General features: G+C 71.5%; 10 protein-coding genes. 6 read left to right on the forward strand and 4 right to left on the reverse strand.

What is annotated here, in order from left to right; all coding sequences use genetic code 11:
• Positions 1-160: 160 nt before the first annotated feature.
• On the forward strand, positions 161-2707 hold the full coding sequence (gene hrpB, locus DTL70_RS15960) for an ATP-dependent helicase HrpB (protein ID WP_114022612.1): 2547 nt from the start codon (positions 161-163) through the stop codon (positions 2705-2707).
• A gap of 46 nt (positions 2708-2753) precedes the next feature.
• Here hrpB and pgfA read toward each other — a convergent pair whose 3' ends face one another.
• From pgfA to polA, 4 genes are all read right to left on the reverse strand, one after another.
• Positions 2754-3857 (reverse strand): cell envelope lipid trafficking protein PgfA, encoded by a 1104-nt coding sequence (gene pgfA / locus DTL70_RS15965; protein WP_114022613.1) that lies wholly within the window; start codon positions 3855-3857, stop codon positions 2754-2756.
• 13 nt (positions 3858-3870) lie between these two features.
• Positions 3871-4005 (reverse strand): SPW_0924 family protein, encoded by a 135-nt coding sequence (locus DTL70_RS15970; protein WP_114022614.1) that lies wholly within the window; start codon positions 4003-4005, stop codon positions 3871-3873.
• Between the two features lie 150 nt (positions 4006-4155).
• Positions 4156-5865, reverse strand: a complete 1710-nt coding sequence (locus tag DTL70_RS15975; RefSeq protein ID WP_114022615.1) for a lytic transglycosylase domain-containing protein — start codon at positions 5863-5865, stop codon at positions 4156-4158.
• A 269-nt stretch (positions 5866-6134) separates the two neighbouring features.
• Entirely contained in the window at positions 6135-8876 is a 2742-nt protein-coding gene (gene polA, locus DTL70_RS15980) for a DNA polymerase I (protein WP_114022616.1), read from the reverse strand.
• An 88-nt stretch (positions 8877-8964) separates the two neighbouring features.
• Here polA and DTL70_RS15985 point away from each other — a divergent pair, with 88 nt between their 5' ends.
• The 5 genes from DTL70_RS15985 to DTL70_RS16005 all read left to right on the forward strand — a co-directional run bounded on the left by DTL70_RS15985 (position 8965) and on the right by DTL70_RS16005 (position 16504).
• Positions 8965-11247 carry an FdhF/YdeP family oxidoreductase gene (locus DTL70_RS15985; RefSeq protein ID WP_114022617.1) on the forward strand — a complete coding sequence of 761 codons (2283 nt, stop codon included), beginning with the start codon at positions 8965-8967 and terminating at the stop codon, positions 11245-11247.
• A 79-nt stretch (positions 11248-11326) separates the two neighbouring features.
• Entirely contained in the window at positions 11327-11773 is a 447-nt protein-coding gene (locus DTL70_RS15990) for a PaaI family thioesterase (RefSeq protein ID WP_114022618.1), read from the forward strand.
• A gap of 583 nt (positions 11774-12356) precedes the next feature.
• The gene (locus DTL70_RS15995; protein ID WP_114022619.1) at positions 12357-13601 is read left to right on the forward strand and encodes a branched-chain amino acid ABC transporter substrate-binding protein; all 1245 of its coding nucleotides are present in this window, start codon (positions 12357-12359) and stop codon (positions 13599-13601) included.
• 102 nt (positions 13602-13703) lie between these two features.
• Positions 13704-14633, forward strand: coding sequence for a branched-chain amino acid ABC transporter permease (locus DTL70_RS16000; RefSeq protein ID WP_114022620.1), 930 nt, complete (start codon positions 13704-13706; stop codon positions 14631-14633).
• A 5-nt stretch (positions 14634-14638) separates the two neighbouring features.
• On the forward strand, positions 14639-16504 hold the full coding sequence (locus tag DTL70_RS16005) for a branched-chain amino acid ABC transporter permease (RefSeq protein WP_114022621.1): 1866 nt from the start codon (positions 14639-14641) through the stop codon (positions 16502-16504).
• The last annotated feature ends 3 nt before the right edge of the window (positions 16505-16507 follow it).

The raw sequence follows: 16507 nt of genomic DNA on the forward strand, positions 1-16507 counted from the left end.
AAGCCCTCCTCTGCCTCGCCCGCCGCAGAGCCGACGTGCTCTACGCCATGCTCCGCGACGGCACCTTCTACCAGCCCCAACCCGCCCCAGCCCCTTGACCAAACAGATAGGGGCACCCCCCCAGGCTCCGCCCGAGACAGGGGGCGGGGACAATCGCTCGGTGCTCCATCACGACCAACTGGCACGGCTACCGCTTGCCGAAGCCCTGCCGCGGCTGCGCGAGGCCCTCGATACGCACGGCTCGGCCGTGGTGCACGCGCCGCCGGGCACCGGCAAGACGACGCTGCTCCCCCTTGCCCTGGCGGGGCTCCTCGATGACGGGGCGCCCGCCCGAAGCGTGCTGGTCGCGGAGCCGCGGCGGATGGCCGCGCGGTCGGCGGCGCGCCGGATGGCGTGGCTGCTGGGCGAGCGTCCCGGCGAGAGCGTGGGCTTCACGGTGCGCGGCGAGCGCCGGGTGGGGCCGCGTACCCGGGTGGAGGTCGTCACGACGGGCGTGCTGCTGCAACGTCTGCAACGGGACCAGGAACTGCCCGGTGTGGACGTCGTCGTGATGGACGAGTGCCACGAGCGGCACCTGGACGCGGACACGGCACTGGCTTTCCTGCTGGACGTGCGTGCCGCGCTCCGCCCCGAGCTGCGGGTGATCGCCGCGTCGGCGACGCAGGACAGCGCGGCGTGGGCACGGCTGCTGTCCGCTCCCGTCGTATCCGGACGCGGGACGAGCCATCCGGTGGAGGTGCGGTACGCGCCGCCGCCCGCTCAGGTACGGCCGGCGCACGGCACGTGGGTGGACCCGGCGCTGCTGCGTCACGTGGCGGCGACGGTGCGCCGCGCGCTGGAGGAGGTCCCCCGCGGTGACGTGCTGTGCTTCCTGCCGGGCGTCGGGGAGATCGGCCGGGTGGCGGCTCTGCTGGAGCGGGTGGACGCACAGGTGTTCCAGCTGCACGGGCGGGCGCCCGCACACACGCAGGACGAGGTGCTGCGCGGCAGCGGCGACGCGGGCGGGGACGGTGAGCGACGGGTGATCCTCGCGACGTCGGTGGCCGAGTCGAGCCTGACGGTGCCCGGCGTGCGTGTGGTGGTGGACGCGGGGCTCGCCCGTGAGCCCCGGACGGACCACGCGCGCGGCCTGACGTCGCTGACCACCGTGCGGGTCTCGCGCGCGGGCGCTGAGCAGCGGCGCGGCCGGGCCGGGCGCCAGGCGCCGGGGGTCGCCTACGCGTGCTGGGCGGCGGCCGAGGAGACGGGGCGGCCGCGGGAGCCGTCGCCGGAGATCACCGTCGCCGATCTGACGGCCTTCGCGCTCCAGGCCGCCTGCTGGGGAGAGCCCGACGCGCGGGGACTGGCGCTGCTCGATCCCCCGCCCGCGGGGGCGATGCGCGCGGCCCACGAGACGTTGCGCGCCGTCGGCGCCCTGGAGGAGTCCGCACGGGTGACGGCGCGGGGGCGGCGCATGGCCCGTACCGGCGTCCACCCCCGACTGGCCCGCGCCCTGCTGGACGGCGCCGCCGCCGTGGGCAGCGAACTGGCGAGCGAAACGGTGGCGCTGTTGAGCGAGGAGGTGCCGCGCGCCTACGGGGACGACGCGGCCCAGGCGCTGCGGCGGGCCCGCACGGCGGGCAGGGCCGATCCGTACGGTGCGCGGTGGACCGCCGAGGTGCGGCGGCTGCGGTCGCTGCTGGGCGAGGAGGTGCCGCGCCCCGAGGGGCTGACGGACGAGGCGGGCGTCGGCACGGTCGTCGCGCTCGCGCAGCCCGAACGGATCGGCCGGGCACAGCAGCAGGGCTCCTATCTGATGGTCGGCGGGACGCGGGCCGAGCCGGCCGCCGGAAGCCGGCTGCGCGACGCCCCGTGGCTGGCCGTCGCCGCCGCGGACCGCCCCGCGGGGTCCGCCTCGGCGCGGATCCGGCTGGCGGCGGCCGTCGACGAGCCGACAGCGCTCGGCGCGGCGGGCGCCCTGCACGAGGTGCGCGAGGAGGTGCGCTGGGACCCCGCGGCGGGCCCGCAGAGGCACGGCGGTGACGTGGTGGCCCGCGAGGTGGAGTCGCTGGGCGCGGTCCGACTGGCCGTGCGGCCGCTGCGGAACCCGCCGGGTGCGCTGCTGCGCGAGGCGGCGCTGGAGGGGCTGCGGCAGCACGGGACCGGGCTGCTGCGGTGGTCACCGAGCGCGCGAACGCTGCGCCGCAGGATCGGCTTCCTCCACCGCACGCTGGGCGAACCGTGGCCCGACGTCTCGGACGAGGCGCTGCTGGCGCGGGCCGACGAGTGGCTCGGGCAGGTGCGCTCCCGAGCCGACCTGGCCCGGGTGGAGGCGGGCAGCGTCCTGTCGGGGCTGCTGCCGTGGTCCTGCGGCCAGGCGGCGCGCCTCGACGAGCTGGCGCCGGAGCGGATCGAGGTGCCCTCCGGGTCCCGGATCCGCGTCGACTACGAGCCTGAGCAGCCGGTGCTGGCGGTCAAGCTCCAGGAGATGTTCGGGGCACGCGTCACACCCCGCGTGGCGGACGGGCGGGTACCGCTGCTCGTCCACCTGCTCTCTCCGGCGGGGCGGCCGGCCGCCGTCACGGCCGACCTGGCCTCCTTCTGGGCGGAGGGCTACCGCGGCGTGCGGGCCGAGCTGCGCGGGCGCTATCCCAGGCACCCGTGGCCGCAGGACCCCGCCACGGCGGAACCCACCCGGCACACCAGTCCCCGCGGGCGGTCGTCGTGAGGCTGCCGCGGAGTGCCGGCGGCGGCATCTCGGGGGACAACTCGGGCTAGCCGCCCACGCCTTCCGGCTGCCCGCGGACGGTTGCCGTGTCCTCCTCGGTCCCGGCGGTCCCGGCGGGGCCGCCACCGCCCGTGCCGCCTTCCCCACCGCCACCGCCGCCCGGGCCGCCGTCGTCGTCCCCGCCGCCCGCGGCCTTCGCCCCGTCCGCTGAGCCGCGACCGCGGGCGCGGGCCTCCAGGGTGAGGGAGAGGGCCAGCAGCGCACCGCCCAGCACGAGGAAACCCCAGGGCAGGTAGGTCGTCAGGGCCAGGACGAGCCGGCGCTGGGAGGTGACCAGGTCGACGGTCTCGGCCTGGAAGTCGGGGCGCATCTTCACGTGCCCGGCGAACGCCGTGAGGGGCTTCTTGTCCGGCTGGTCCTTCCAGCGCATCTCCTCCTTGTGGATCTCCTGCCCGTCCACCGGCGCACCTGTGACGGGGTCGACCCAGAACATCCTCTTGGTGGTGTACCAGCGCTCGAGGCCGATCTGTTCGACCGTCTCGGGGGTGGCTCCCAGCGGCAGCTTCTTAGGGACCTTCACCTTGGTCCAGGGGATGGTCTGCTCGAAGTAGTAGGTCTCCAGCCCTTGCACGGTGCGGGTGCCCTTGTAGTGGATGGGTGCGGAGGTGCGGGTCTGGAAGTCGAAGTACTCGTAGTCGCGCTTCTCGACCAGGAACGGCCACTTGTACTCGATGCCCTCGCGGCGCACCGTGTCGTGGTCGACGTGCTCACCCTTGGTGTGCACGGGCTCCTGGGAGTGGGCGTCGAAGACGTACCGCTCCGGGATGCGGGAGACCATCTTGCCCTTGTCGTCGGCGACATAGCTGAGCGTGTCCCACACGACCACGTCGCGCCCTGTGCGGTCCTTCACCTTCTCGGCGGCCTCCACGTTGCCCTTGAGCGTCTGCACGATGCTGACCTTGGGCACCTTCTTCGACTGCATGGTGGCGTAGTCCAGGAGGGTCGCGTTCTTCGCCTCCAAAACCATGGACTGGTACTGGCTGGGCGGAATCTTCGCCAGCCGCGGGAAGGCGTACCAGCGGATCAGCGGTGAGAGCGCGGCGAAGAAGACCGCGAAGGCCAGCAGGACCAGGCTCGCTCTGCGGCGCATGCTGCCTCCCTGCCTACGGGTGCTCGGGGACGGTGGTGTGCAGGGGCTCTTTCGAGGTCTCGCCGGGCGGGACGCCCGTCGCCGTGATCGCGAAGACGAGGGCGAGGGCGGCCACCAGTCCGATCCCGGCGGCGATGAGCGCACGCATGTCCACCTCCCGGTGGGGTGGCCGGCGGCGAGGCGGAGCTGACGCCTCGTCAGGTGAGAGCTCGCACCGTAGCAACGCCCGTCCGGGATGGGAACAGTGCGGCGCGCCCCGGTACCGAGCACCGGGGCGCGCCGCGAGAGGTGTGCCGACTCAGCCCGTGATCGTGAGCTTCACCGTCACGGTGGCACCGCCCTCGGCGGTGAGGGTGAGGGTGTAGTCGCCCGGCTTGTCGTCGGCGAAGAGCTTCCCGACCTCGGCGACGCCGTCCTCATTCGTCGTCAGCTTCACCGGGGTGCGCACCGGCTCGCCCTTGTCGTTCTCGAAGTGCGGGCCCTCGGTGGTGTTGTCCAGCTTGGCCGTCACCGCCGTGTTCGCGACCGGCTCGCCCTTGCGGGTGGCCTTGATCTCGATCGGGAGCGCGAAGGCGCTGTTCTTGGGGGCCGACATCACGACCTCGCTGGTGCGCTCCAGCTTGTCGGCTTCCGCCGCCGCCACCTCGGCCGTGAAGTCCACGGTGCCCAGCTTCTTACCCGGAACCGACGCGTGGACGGTGAAGGAGCCGGCCTTGGCGCCCGCGTCGAGACCGGGGGCCTCGGCGAAGCCCTTGGCGTCGGTGGTGACGGTCGCCTTCTTGGCGCCGCCGTCGAAGGACGCCTCGGTGGCGCCGTCGATCGCGAAGTCGACCTTCACGCCCTTGACGCCCTTGCCCTTGGAGGTCTCGACCTTCACCCGCGGGCTCTTGGCGAACTTCTCGCCCGCGACCGCGGAGAAGCTCTTGGTGCCGTCCGCCACGATGGCGTCGGGCGCCGTCGGGTCGGGGGACGGCGTCCCGCCGTCGTCACCGTCGCCGCCGCCACCACCGGGATTGCCCGGCTTGTCCGACTCACTCGGCTTGCCCGGCTTCGAAGGCTCGGAGGGCTTGGACGGCGACGTGCCCTTGCCGGGCCCTGACGGGGAGCCGCCCTTGTCGGGGCCGCCCCCGGACTCGCCGAGCCCGGGAGACGTCGGCAGCAGCGGTCCCTCGGTGTCCGGCACCGAGTGGGTGCCCTCGCGGTAGTAGGCGAACCAGGCCAGGACGGTGCGCAGGTACGCGTCGGAGTTGTTGTAGCTGAGGATCGCGCGGTCCAGATCCGCCTTGGCCGACAGGTCACGGCCGTCCGCGCACAGGTACTGGCCCGCCGCCAGCGCCGCGTCGTACACGTTGTTGGGGTCCTTGCGCCCGTCGCCGTTGCCGTCGGCGCCCCAGCGGTCCCACGTGGAGGGAATGAACTGCATCGGACCGACCGCGCGGTCGTACCTCGTGTCGCCGTCCCAGCGGCCGCCGTCGGTGTCCTTGATGTTGGCGAAACCGGCGCCGTTGAGCACCGGGCCCAGGATGGGCCGCAGCGTCGTGCCGTCCTTGTCGACGGCGCCGCCGCGCGCCTGGCCCGACTCCACCTTGCCGATGCCCGCGAGCAGTTCCCAGCGCAGACCGCATCCAGGGGTACGCGAGGCGAGCGACTTGGCAGCGTCCTTGTAGGCCTTGAGCACCGAGGCGGGGATGCCCGACTCGTCCCCGGAACCGCCCGGGGACGCACCCTCGGGCGGGTGGGGGGACTCCAGCGGCGGCAGCTGCGTCTCATAGCTGTCATCGCCTGGCGAACGGTCGCCCGCGGCGTCCGAACGGCCCTTGCCGTGGTCGCCGCCGAGCTCCACACCGGGTGCCTGGGAAGCGGTCAGCGCCGCCATGACGACGGCGGCGATCGCCGTGCCCCCCAGCCCCCTGCGGTATCTGCTGCTGCTCAGCTGGAAGCGGCGCCGGTGTCCCGACGCCTTCCCGGCCTTCTGCTGCGCGGCGTGCCTGCCCCGGTATCGCGCCATAGAGCCGTCCCCGTCCTCTCCCCTTTGGACGCAATCACCCACATCACGGCGACCTTACGGCACGGTAGCCCACAAGTCAGCGGTCAGCGGCCACTTGTGGCGCTTCCGCACCGTCTTCGCCGCCGGTTCACCGCCGGTTTCCGCACCGTTCGCCGCACGCGCCCCCAACGCGCCCGCGGCGGCCTGCAGTTCCTCCCGCCGCACAGGCCGTGAAATCCCGCACCGTCCCGGGGAGGGACCCGCGCCCTCCCCGGGAGAGACCCGCGACGTCAGTGCGCGGCCGACTCCCAGTCCTGGCCGACGCCGACGGACACATCCAGCGGCGCACGCAGCGGGACGGCGGACGCCATCTCGGCACGCACCAGCTTCTCGACCTGCTCCCGCTCCCCGGGCGCGATCTCCACAACGATCTCGTCGTGCACCTGGAGCAGCATCCGCGAGCGCAGCTGAGCGTCGCGCAAGGCCGCGTCGACCTTGAGCATGGCGACCTTCACGATGTCGGCCGCCGTGCCCTGGATCGGGGCGTTGAGCGCCATCCGCTCGGCCATCTCGCGGCGCTGCCGCTGGTCGCTGGTCAGGTCCGGCAGATAGCGGCGGCGGCCCATGATCGTGTGGGTGTAGCCGGTGGCGCGGGCCTCCTCGACCGTACGGCGCAGGTAGTCCCGCACCCCGCCGAAGCGCTCGAAGTAGGTGTCCATCAGGCCCCGCGCCTCGTCCGGGGAGATGCCCAGCTGCTGCGAGAGCCCGAACGCGGAGAGCCCGTAGGCCAGCCCGTAGGACATCGCCTTGATCTTGCGCCGCATCTCCGCGTCGACGGCGTCCTTGCCGACGCCGAAGACCTGCGCCGCGACCGTCGTGTGCAGGTCCTCACCCGAGGTGAAGGCCTCGATCAGCCCCGCGTCCTCGGACAGGTGCGCCATCACGCGCAACTCGATCTGGCTGTAGTCGGCCGTCATCAGCGACTCGAAGCCCTCGCCGACGCGGAAGCCGCGGCGGATGGCCCGGCCCTCGTCCGTGCGCACCGGGATGTTCTGCAGGTTCGGGTCCGTGGAGGAGAGCCGGCCGGTGGCGGCCACCGTCTGGTTGAAGGTGGTGTGGATCCGGCCGTCGGGCGCGATCGTCTTGATCAGGCCCTCGACCGTGGTGCGCAGCTTCTGCTGCTCGCGGTAGCGCAGCATGAGCACCGGCAGTTCGTGCTCGGTCTGGGCCGCCAGCCACGCCAGCGCGTCCGCGTCCGTGGTGTAACCCGTTTTCGTCTTCTTCGTCCTGGGCAGCCCCAGCTCGCCGAAGAGGACCTCCTGGAGCTGCTTGGGCGAGCCCAGGTTGAACTCGTGCCCCACCGAGGCGTGCGCCTCGCCGACCGCGTGCTGGACGGCGTCGGCGAACTGCTGCTCCAGCCCCTGCAGCCACTCGCGGTCCGCGGCGATGCCCGCGCGCTCCATCCGGGCCAGCACCCTCGAGGTCGGCAGCTCCAGATCCCGCAGCAGGTCGGCGGCGCCCACCTGATCCAGCCTGACCTCGAACGCGACGCCCAGGTCCAGCACCGTGCGCGCCTTGACCATCAGGGCGTCGGCCTCGGCCTGCTCGTCCACCCCCAGCGCCAGCTGGCCGTCCGACTCGGCCGTCGGGCCCAGCTCGCGGCCCAGATACTCCACCGACAGCGCGTCCAGGGCGAAGGAGCGGCGGCCCGGCTTGTCCAGATAGGCGGCCAGCGCGGTGTCCATCCACACCCCGGCCACGGACCAGCCGTGGTCGGCGAAGACCCGCATCAGGGCCTTCGCGTCGTGCATCACCTTCTGCCTGTCCGCGTCGGCCAGCCAGGCGGCGAACGCCCGCTCGTCGCCCTCGGTCAGCTCGGCCGGGTCGAACCAGACCGCGGGGCCCGCGCCGGTGGCCAGCGCGATCTCGCTCACGCTGCCGCTGCCCTGCTTCCACACGTCCACCGTGGCGACACCGAGCGTGACCGTGCCGTGCCGCTCCAGCCACGGGGCGAGGGCGTCCGCCTCGACGACGGCGCCGTCCAGCTCGATGCCGCCGGCCGAGGCGGGCTCCTCCTCCTCGGCGGCGGCGCCAGGGTCGGCGGCGAAGAGGCGGTCGCGGAAGTTCTGGTGGCGGAACTCCAGCGCGTCGAGGATGACGGCCAGCGCGTCCCTGTCGTAGGCGACGCGGGTCAGGTCGCCGGGCCCGTCCGGCAGCGGAACGTCGCGGACCAGCTCCGTCAGCCGGCGGTTGAGCAGCACGGACTCCAGGTGCGAGCGGAGGTTGTCGCCCGCCTTGCCCTTGACCTCGTCCACCCGCTCGGCCAGCTCGGCGAGGGAGCCGAACTGGGTGATCCACTTCGTGGCCGTCTTCTCGCCGACGCCCGGGATGCCCGGCAGGTTGTCGGAGGGGTCGCCGCGCAGCGCCGCGAAGTCCGGATACTGCGCGGGCGTCAGGCCGTACTTCTCGGCCACCTTCTCGGGCGTGTAGCGCGTCAGCTCGGAGACGCCCTTGGTGGGGTAGAGCACCGTGACGTTGTCGCTGACGAGCTGGAAGGTGTCCCGGTCGCCCGTGACGATCGACACCTGGAAGCCCTCGGCCTCGGCCGCGGTGGCGAGCGTGGCGATCACGTCGTCCGCCTCGTAGCCGTCGATCGCGTAGCGGCGCACCTTCATGGCGTCCAGCAGCTCGCCGATCAGCTCCACCTGGCCCTTGAACTCGTCCGGGCTCTTGGACCTGTTCGCCTTGTACTCGGAGAACTCCGCGGAGCGCCAGGTCTTGCGCGAGACGTCGAAGGCGACGGCGAAGTGCGTGGGCGCCTCGTCGCGCAGCGTGTTCGCCAGCATCGACGCGAACCCGTAGATCGCGTTGGTGGGCTGCCCCGTGGTCGTGTTGAAGTTCTCCGCGGGAAGCGCGTAGAACGCGCGGTACGCGAGGGAATGCCCGTCCATGAGCATCAGGCGAGGCTGTGCCCCGCCGTCCTTCGCCAGCCCGGTCGCCGCCTGTGCCGTCTTCGCTGCCTTCTTAGCCACGGGAGAGATCCTCGCATGCGGCTGTGACAACGGCGGGGCGCGCCGGTGTGTGGCTGCCACACCCGGTGCGGTGGCACCATCAGGTGTTATGACGCGTAAGGCTCCCTCCAATGACCCTGTTCAGGACGCGCCCCAGGTGGGGGCGCCCGCACAGGCGGCGGCCGGGCTGCCCGCCGTCGGGCACTCGCTGCGGATGGCGCGGCAGCAGATGGGGGTGAGGCGGACCGCGCTGACGCTGCTGCGCGTCAACCAGAAGGACGGGTTCGACTGCCCGGGCTGCGCGTGGCCCGAGGGTGACCAACGGCATACGGCGGAGTTCTGCGAGAACGGCGCCAAGGCGGTCGCCGAGGAGGCGACCACCCGCCGGGTCACCCGCGCGTTCTTCGCCTCGCACTCGGTCGCCGACCTCGCCGAGCGGTCGGGGTACTGGCTGGGGCAGCAGGGCCGGCTGACCGAGCCGATGTACCTGCCCGAGGGCGGCGAGCGCTACGAGCCGATCGGCTGGGAGGCGGCCTTCGACCTGATCGCCGAGGAGCTGCGGGCCCTTTCGTCACCCGATGAGGCGGTCTTCTACACCTCGGGGCGCACCGGCAACGAGGCCGCGTTCCTCTACCAGCTCTTCGCCCGCGAGTTCGGCACGAACAACCTGCCGGACTGCTCCAACATGTGCCACGAGTCGTCTGGCTCCGCGCTGACCGAGACGCTCGGCGTCGGCAAGGGCAGCGTCCTGCTGGAGGACCTGTACAAGGCGGACCTGATCATCGTCGCCGGGCAGAATCCGGGGACCAACCACCCCCGGATGCTCTCCGCGCTGGAGAAGGCCAAGGCGGGCGGCGCGAAGATCATCACGGTGAATCCGCTGCCCGAGGCCGGGATGGAGCGGTTCAAGAACCCGCAGACCCCCAAGGGGCTGGCAGCGGGCGGCACCCCGCTCACCGACCTGTTCCTGCAGATCCGCCTCGGCGGCGACCAGGCGCTCTTCCGCGCCCTGAACCGCATGCTCCTGGAGCGGGAGGGAGCGCTCGACGAGCAGTTCGTCGCGGAGTACACGCACGGCTTCGAGGAGTTCGCGAAGGCCGCCCGCGCCACCGACCGGGACGAGACGGCGGCCGCCACAGGCCTCGAGCACGCCGAGATCGAGCGCGCCCTGGAGATGGTGCTGGCCTCGCGCCGCACCGTGGTGTGCTGGGCGATGGGGCTCACCCAGCACAAGCACTCGGTGCCCACCATTCGCGAGGTGGTCAACTTCCTGCTGCTGCGCGGGAACATCGGCCGCCCCGGCGCGGGCGTGTGCCCCGTGCGCGGCCACAGCAACGTGCAGGGCGACCGCACCATGGGCATCTTCGAGCGGCCCGCGCCCGCCTTCCTCGACGCGCTGGAGCAGGAGTTCGGGTTCGCCCCGCCGCGCGAACACGGCCTGGATGTCGTGCGCGCCATCCGGGCGATGCGCGACGGGCAGGCGAAGGTGTTCGTCGCGATGGGCGGCAACTTCGTGGCCGCCTCCCCCGACACCGAGGTCACCGAGGACGCGATGCGGCAAGCCCGGCTGACCGTGCACGTGTCCACCAAGCTCAACCGCTCCCACTGCGTGACCGGCGCACGGGCGCTGATCCTGCCCACGCTGGGGCGCACGGAACGCGACACCCAGCGCGGCGGCGACCAGTACGTGACCGTGGAGGACTCCATGGGCATGGTGCACGCCTCCCGCGGACGGCTGGCGCCCGCGAGCCCCCAGCTGCTGTCCGAGCCCGCCATCGTCGCCCGCCTGGCCCGCGCCACGCTCGGCGCCGGGTCGGCCACCCCCTGGGAGGAGTTCGAGGGGGACTACGGGCTGATCCGCGACCGGATCTCCCGCGTGATCCCCGGCTTCGAGGACTTCAACGCGCGCGTTGCCCGGCCCTCAGGCTTCGCGCTGCCGCACGCGCCGCGCGACGAGCGGCGCTTCCCCACCGCCACGGGCAAGGCGAACTTCACCGCCGCGCCCGTCGAGTACCCCCGGGTGCCGAAGGGCCGGCTGCTGCTGCAGACGCTCCGCTCGCACGACCAGTACAACACCACCGTCTACGGCCTCGACGACCGCTACCGCGGCATCAAGAACGGCCGCCGCGTGGTGCTCGTGAGGACCGAGGACGCCGAGACGCTCGGGCTGGCCGACGGCGCGTACGCCGACCTGCGCAGCGAGTGGGGCGACGGGCGGGAGCGGGTGGCGCGCGGATTCCGCGTCGTGCACTACCCGACGGCGCCCGGCTGCGCCGCCGCCTACTACCCCGAGACCAACGTGCTCGTCCCGCTGGACGCCACCGCCGACGTCAGCAACACCCCCGCCAGCAAGTCCGTCGTGATCAGTCTCACGCCGTCCACGGCCGAGTGACCCCCGTACGGGCATAGGCTCGGACCGGCCGGTCCACTCCCCCGGCCGGCCGAGCGACACGTGAACGGAGCAGCGGCGCATGGGCGAGCGGACCACCACCAAGTTCCCCCAGGAGATCCTGGACCAGTGGAAGGGCTCGGGCTTCGACCTCCCGGCGCTGTTCTCCGCCGGGGCACTGGGCGAGCGCATGGGCCTGGAGGTCGTGGAGGCCTCCCCGGAACGGGTCGTCGGCACGCTTCCCGTGGAGGGCAACACCCAGCCGTACGGGCTGCTGCACGGCGGCGCCTCGGCGGTACTGGCCGAGACGCTCGGGTCGGTGGGAGCGATGCTGCACGGCGGACCCGGCAAGGCCGCCGTGGGAGTCGACCTGAACTGCACCCACCACCGGGGCCCGCGCGACGGACTGGTGACGGGCGTGGCCACCCCCGTCCACCGGGGCCGCACCATGACCAGCTACGAGATCGCCGTCTCGGACGAGCAGGGGCGGCGCGTGTGCTCGGCGCGGCTCACGTGCCTGCTGCGCTGAGTTTTTTCCTGCGGGTCTCGTCCCGGCACGGGGGTGCCACCGACCGCAGTGTGCGGGCTGCGGGTGGAGTGTGGTTGGCCGCGCAGTTCCCCGCGCCCCTTCGGGGCGCGCCCACATCTCCTCTGCGGCGCAAGGGGAGCCCCCGGCCCCCTTCCGGGCGTCACGGTGCGTGACGCGTCCCTGTCGGGGCCTTCACATGATCCGCGCACACGGCTTTGCGCGGGCACTCACGCGCGTGCTGCGTACGGTATGCGGACCCGCTCTCGGACCCCGATGGGTGACTGCCCGAACCAACTGCGGCTTCGGGGCGCGAAACGTGTCCGCCATCTTCCCGTCACACACGGAGAGTTGAGGGAAGACCAGTTGGCGGCCTTCCGGTTCCGTGACGGTGATAACAAGAAAGTCACATCATCGACTGGACCTCTGCCCGTCTTCACAGGCTCGCCTTAGAGTCACCGCCAGTCACCGCGCCGCCGGGCGTGCATGACACAGCACCGATCTGTACCCCCGTACGGCCCGGCGCGCGACACGGCCACTCACGCACTCACGCCACGAGGGCCGCGCCTCGGGGAAAGGACTGATCGTGCGTCACCGTTCCTTGCTCATACTCACCACCACCGTCACGGTGGGAGCTCTCACCCTGTCCGCGTGCGGCTCGCGCGGCGACAAGAGCGGGGGTGGCGAGGGTGGAGACAAGACCACCGTCGTCATCGGGCTCGACGCACCACTGACCGGCGACCTGTCCGCGCTCGGACAGGGCATCAAGAACTCCAGCGAACTCGCGGTCAAGACCGCCAACAAGAACAACGAGGTCGACGGCGTCACCTTCAAGATCCAGGCGCTCGACGACCAGGGCCAGGCCGGCACAGGCCAGCAGAACGCCACCAAGTTCGTCGGCAACGACGAGGTCATCGGCGCCGTCGGCCCCCTCAACTCGCACGTCGGCCAGTCCATGCAGAAGGTCTTCGGCAACGCGAACATGGTGCAGGTCTCCCCCGCCAACACGGCGCCCGAGCTCACCCAGGGCCCCAACTGGCAGAAGGGCAAGAAGAAACGACTCTTCGACACCTACTACCGCACCTGCGCCACCGACGCCGTCCAGGGCCCGTACGCCGCCCAGTACCTGTTCGACAAGCGCAAGTTCAAAAAGGCGTACATCATCGACGACAAGAAGACCTACGGCGCCGGACTGGCGGGCACCTTCGCCGACGAGTTCAAGAAACTCGGCGGCAAGGTCGTGGGCACCGACCACATCAACCCCGACGACCGCGACTTCTCCGCCGTCGCCACCAAGGTCGCCAAGTCCAAGGCCGACTTCGTCTACTACGGCGGCGAGTACCCGGCAGGCGCGCCGCTCAGCTCCCAGATCAGCAAAGCGGGATCCAAGGCGCTGGTCGTCGGCGGTGACGCCCTCTACAGCGAGGAATACACCAAGCTCGGCAAGAAGAACGTCGAGGGCGACCTCGCCACCTCCGTCGGAGCGCCGCTGGAGAGCCTCGACACCGCCAAGACGTTCATGGAGAACTACAAGAAGGCCGGCTACAAGCTGCCCTACGAGGCCTACGGCGGCTACGCCTACGACAGCACCAGGGCGGTCATCCTCGCCGTCAAGACCGTCGTGGACAAGAACGACGGCAAGCTGCCCGACACCATGGACGACGCCCGCAAGCAGGTCACCGAGGCCATGCAGGACGTCACCTTCGACGGCGTGACCGGACAGGTCGGCTTCGACAAGTACGGCGACACCACCAACAAGCAGCTGTCCGTCTACGAAGTCAAGAACGGCAAGCACGAACCCGTGCAGACCGGCACCTTCAAGGAGAGCTGACCGGACCCCGCCCCGCCCCACCTTCCAGCGAACAACGGCTGCGCGGGGGCGCTCGGACGCGCCCCCGCGCAGCCGTATCTGACACACCCAAGGAGTCCCCCGGTGCACGGTCTGCCGGATCAGCTGGCGAACGGACTCGCACTCGGCGCGTTGTACGGCCTCATCGCGATCGGGTACACGATGGTCTACGGCATCGTCCAGCTCATCAACTTCGCCCACGGCGAGATATTCATGATCGGCGGCTTCGGCGCGCTGACCGCCTACCTGTGGCTGCCCGACGGAACGGGCATGGCCCTCGCGCTCCCCCTGATGATCCTGCTCGGCGTCGTGTGCGCCGTGCTCGTCGCCGTCGGAGCCGAACGCTTCGCCTACCGGCCCCTGCGCGGCGGCCCCCGGCTCTCCCCGCTGATCACCGCGATCGGCCTCTCCCTCGCACTCCAGCAGGCCGTCTGGGCCTTCTACCCGAACGCCAAGAAGGCCCGGCCCTTCCCGCAGCTCGGCGGCGGCGACCTCGACCTCGGCTTCGTCGCCCTCTCCCGCGAGGACCTGTTCATCTTCATCGCCGCGCCCGTGTGCATGCTCGCCCTCGGCCTGTTCGTCGCCAAGACCCGCACCGGACGGGCCATGCAGGCCACCTCCCAGGACCCCGACACGGCCAAGCTGATGGGCGTCAACACCGACCGCATCATCGTGATGGCCTTCGCCATCGGCGCCGCGTTCGCCGCCATCGCCGCCATCGCACAAGGCTTCAAAACCGGCGAGGTCAACTTCCGCATGGGCTTCATCGCCGGGCTCAAGGCCTTCACCGCCGCCGTCCTCGGCGGCATCGGCAACATCTACGGCGCCATGGTCGGCGGCCTCGTCCTCGGCGTCGCCGAAGCCCTGGCCACCGCCTACATCGGCAACATCCCAGGACTCGAACAGTTCGGCGGCGGCTCGTGGAAGGACGTGTGGGCGTTCGTGCTGCTCATCCTCGTCCTCCTCCTAAGGCCCCAGGGCATCCTCGGCGAACGCCTCGCGGATCGGGCGTGATACCCATGACGACACACCACACCGACACCAGCGCGCACACCGCGCCAGCCACCCCGGCACACCACTCCCCCACCGTTCGAGGACCCCTCCCCCTCGGCGCCGACCCGCACACCAGCCGCAGGAACGGCCGCGTACTCGTCGGCGCCGGAGCACTCCTCGCCTTCGTCTCCACGATGCTCCCCTGGACCTGGACCGCCGAGTTCCCCGGCGACCTCACCATCGCCCTCTACCCGGCAGGACTCCAGCTCCTCACCCTCGTCGCCGCCGTCCTGACCGCCGCACTCCTCCTCGCCTCCGCAGGCGTACGCGGACTGCGCTGGCTCACCCCCGGCGGCAAACACAGCGCACTGCTGCTGATGGCCCTCGCCTCACTCGCCGTCACCTGGTACACCGCAGGCGCCATCGCCGTCGAACTCGGCGGCCTCGTCAACCTCGAACCCGGCATGTGGATCGGCGCCGCAGGCACCCTCCTCGCCGTCATCGGAGCCCTCGCACTCCCCGCCGACCTCGCTCCGGAAACCGGCGACGACGCCCGCGAACCCGCCCCCTGGGCGCGCCTCACCCACGCGCTCAAAGCACCCTCACCAGGACGCCCCGCACCCCTGCCCGACTGGGCCGAGATCCTCGTGATCTGCGCCTCCTGCGCGCTGGGCCTCTACGTCTTCGCCTACGGCATCGAAGCGGACGGCGGCCCCCCGTTCATCGGCTTCCTGATGCTCTCCGCCTTCGCCTTCCCCGCGCTCCACCGCACCGGACTGCCCCGCCGGCTGACCGCGCTGACCGCCAAACACCGCGGCGTCACCCTCGCCGCCACCTTCGCCGCCGCACTGCTCTTCCCGATCACCCAGAGCAACGAGGCCTACACCAACATCGCCGTCAGCGTACTGATCTTCGCCACCGTCGCACTCGGCCTCAACATGGTCGTCGGCCTCGCCGGCATCCTCGACCTCGGATACGTCGCCTTCCTCGGCGTCGGCGCCTACACCGCGGCGCTCGTCTCCGGAGCCGAGACCTCCTCCCTCGGCATCCACGTACCCTTCTGGGCCGCCGTCCTCATCGGCGCCGCCGTCGCCCTCGTCTTCGGCCTCGTCATCGGCTTCCCCTCCCTGCGCCTGCACGGCGACTACCTCGCCATCGTCACCCTCGGCTTCGGAGAGATCTTCCGCATCTCCGTACAAAACCTCGACGGCGACTCAGGCCCCAACATCACCAACGGCCCCAACGGCATCCCCAACATCCCCGACCTGGAGCTCTTCGGCTTCAACCTCGGCGAACCCCACACCCTCCTCGGCTTCGAACTCGGCAGATTCGCCAACTACTACCTGCTGATGCTGCTGTTCACCGCCATCGTCGTCACCATCTTCCGGCGCTCCGACAACTCCCGCATCGGCCGCGCCTGGATCGCCATCCGCGAGGACGAGACCGCGGCACGCGCCATGGGCGTCAACGCCTTCCGGCTCAAACTCATGGCCTTCGCCCTCGGCGCCACCCTCGCCGGCATGGCCGGCACCGTCCTCGCCCACGTCGAGTTCTCCGTCAACCCCGAGTCCTACAAGTTCGTCCACACCGCGCCACCCAACTCCGCCTTCCTCCTCATCGCCGTCATCCTCGGCGGCATGGGCACCGTCAGCGGACCCCTCATCGGCGCCGCCCTCCTCTACCTCATCCCGGCCAAACTCCAGTTCATGGCCGACTACCAACTGCTGCTCTTCGGCATCGCCCTCGTCCTGCTGATGCGCTTCAGGCCCGAAGGCCTCATCGCCGACCGCCGCAAACAACTGGAGTTCCACGAGACGGGACAACTCGACGTCCCCGACGCCACCGCACAGACAACCCCCGGCCTCCCCGGCATCGGCAAGACGGAGGCGTGAGGA

This window comes from Streptomyces diacarni (genome assembly GCF_003323715.1).
Taxonomy (GTDB): domain Bacteria; phylum Actinomycetota; class Actinomycetes; order Streptomycetales; family Streptomycetaceae; genus Streptomyces; species Streptomyces diacarni.

Coding starts and splice junctions, on each gene's coding strand:
- DTL70_RS15970 (WP_114022614.1), bottom strand. CDS start 4,005: ATGCGTGCGCTCATCGCCGCCGGGATCGGACTGGTGGCCGCCCTCGCC.
- DTL70_RS15975 (WP_114022615.1), bottom strand. CDS start 5,865: ATGGCGCGATACCGGGGCAGGCACGCCGCGCAGCAGAAGGCCGGGAAG.
- DTL70_RS15985 (WP_114022617.1), top strand. CDS start 8,965: ATGACGCGTAAGGCTCCCTCCAATGACCCTGTTCAGGACGCGCCCCAG.
- pgfA (WP_114022613.1), bottom strand. CDS start 3,857: ATGCGCCGCAGAGCGAGCCTGGTCCTGCTGGCCTTCGCGGTCTTCTTC.
- DTL70_RS15990 (WP_114022618.1), top strand. CDS start 11,327: ATGGGCGAGCGGACCACCACCAAGTTCCCCCAGGAGATCCTGGACCAG.
- DTL70_RS16005 (WP_114022621.1), top strand. CDS start 14,639: ATGACGACACACCACACCGACACCAGCGCGCACACCGCGCCAGCCACC.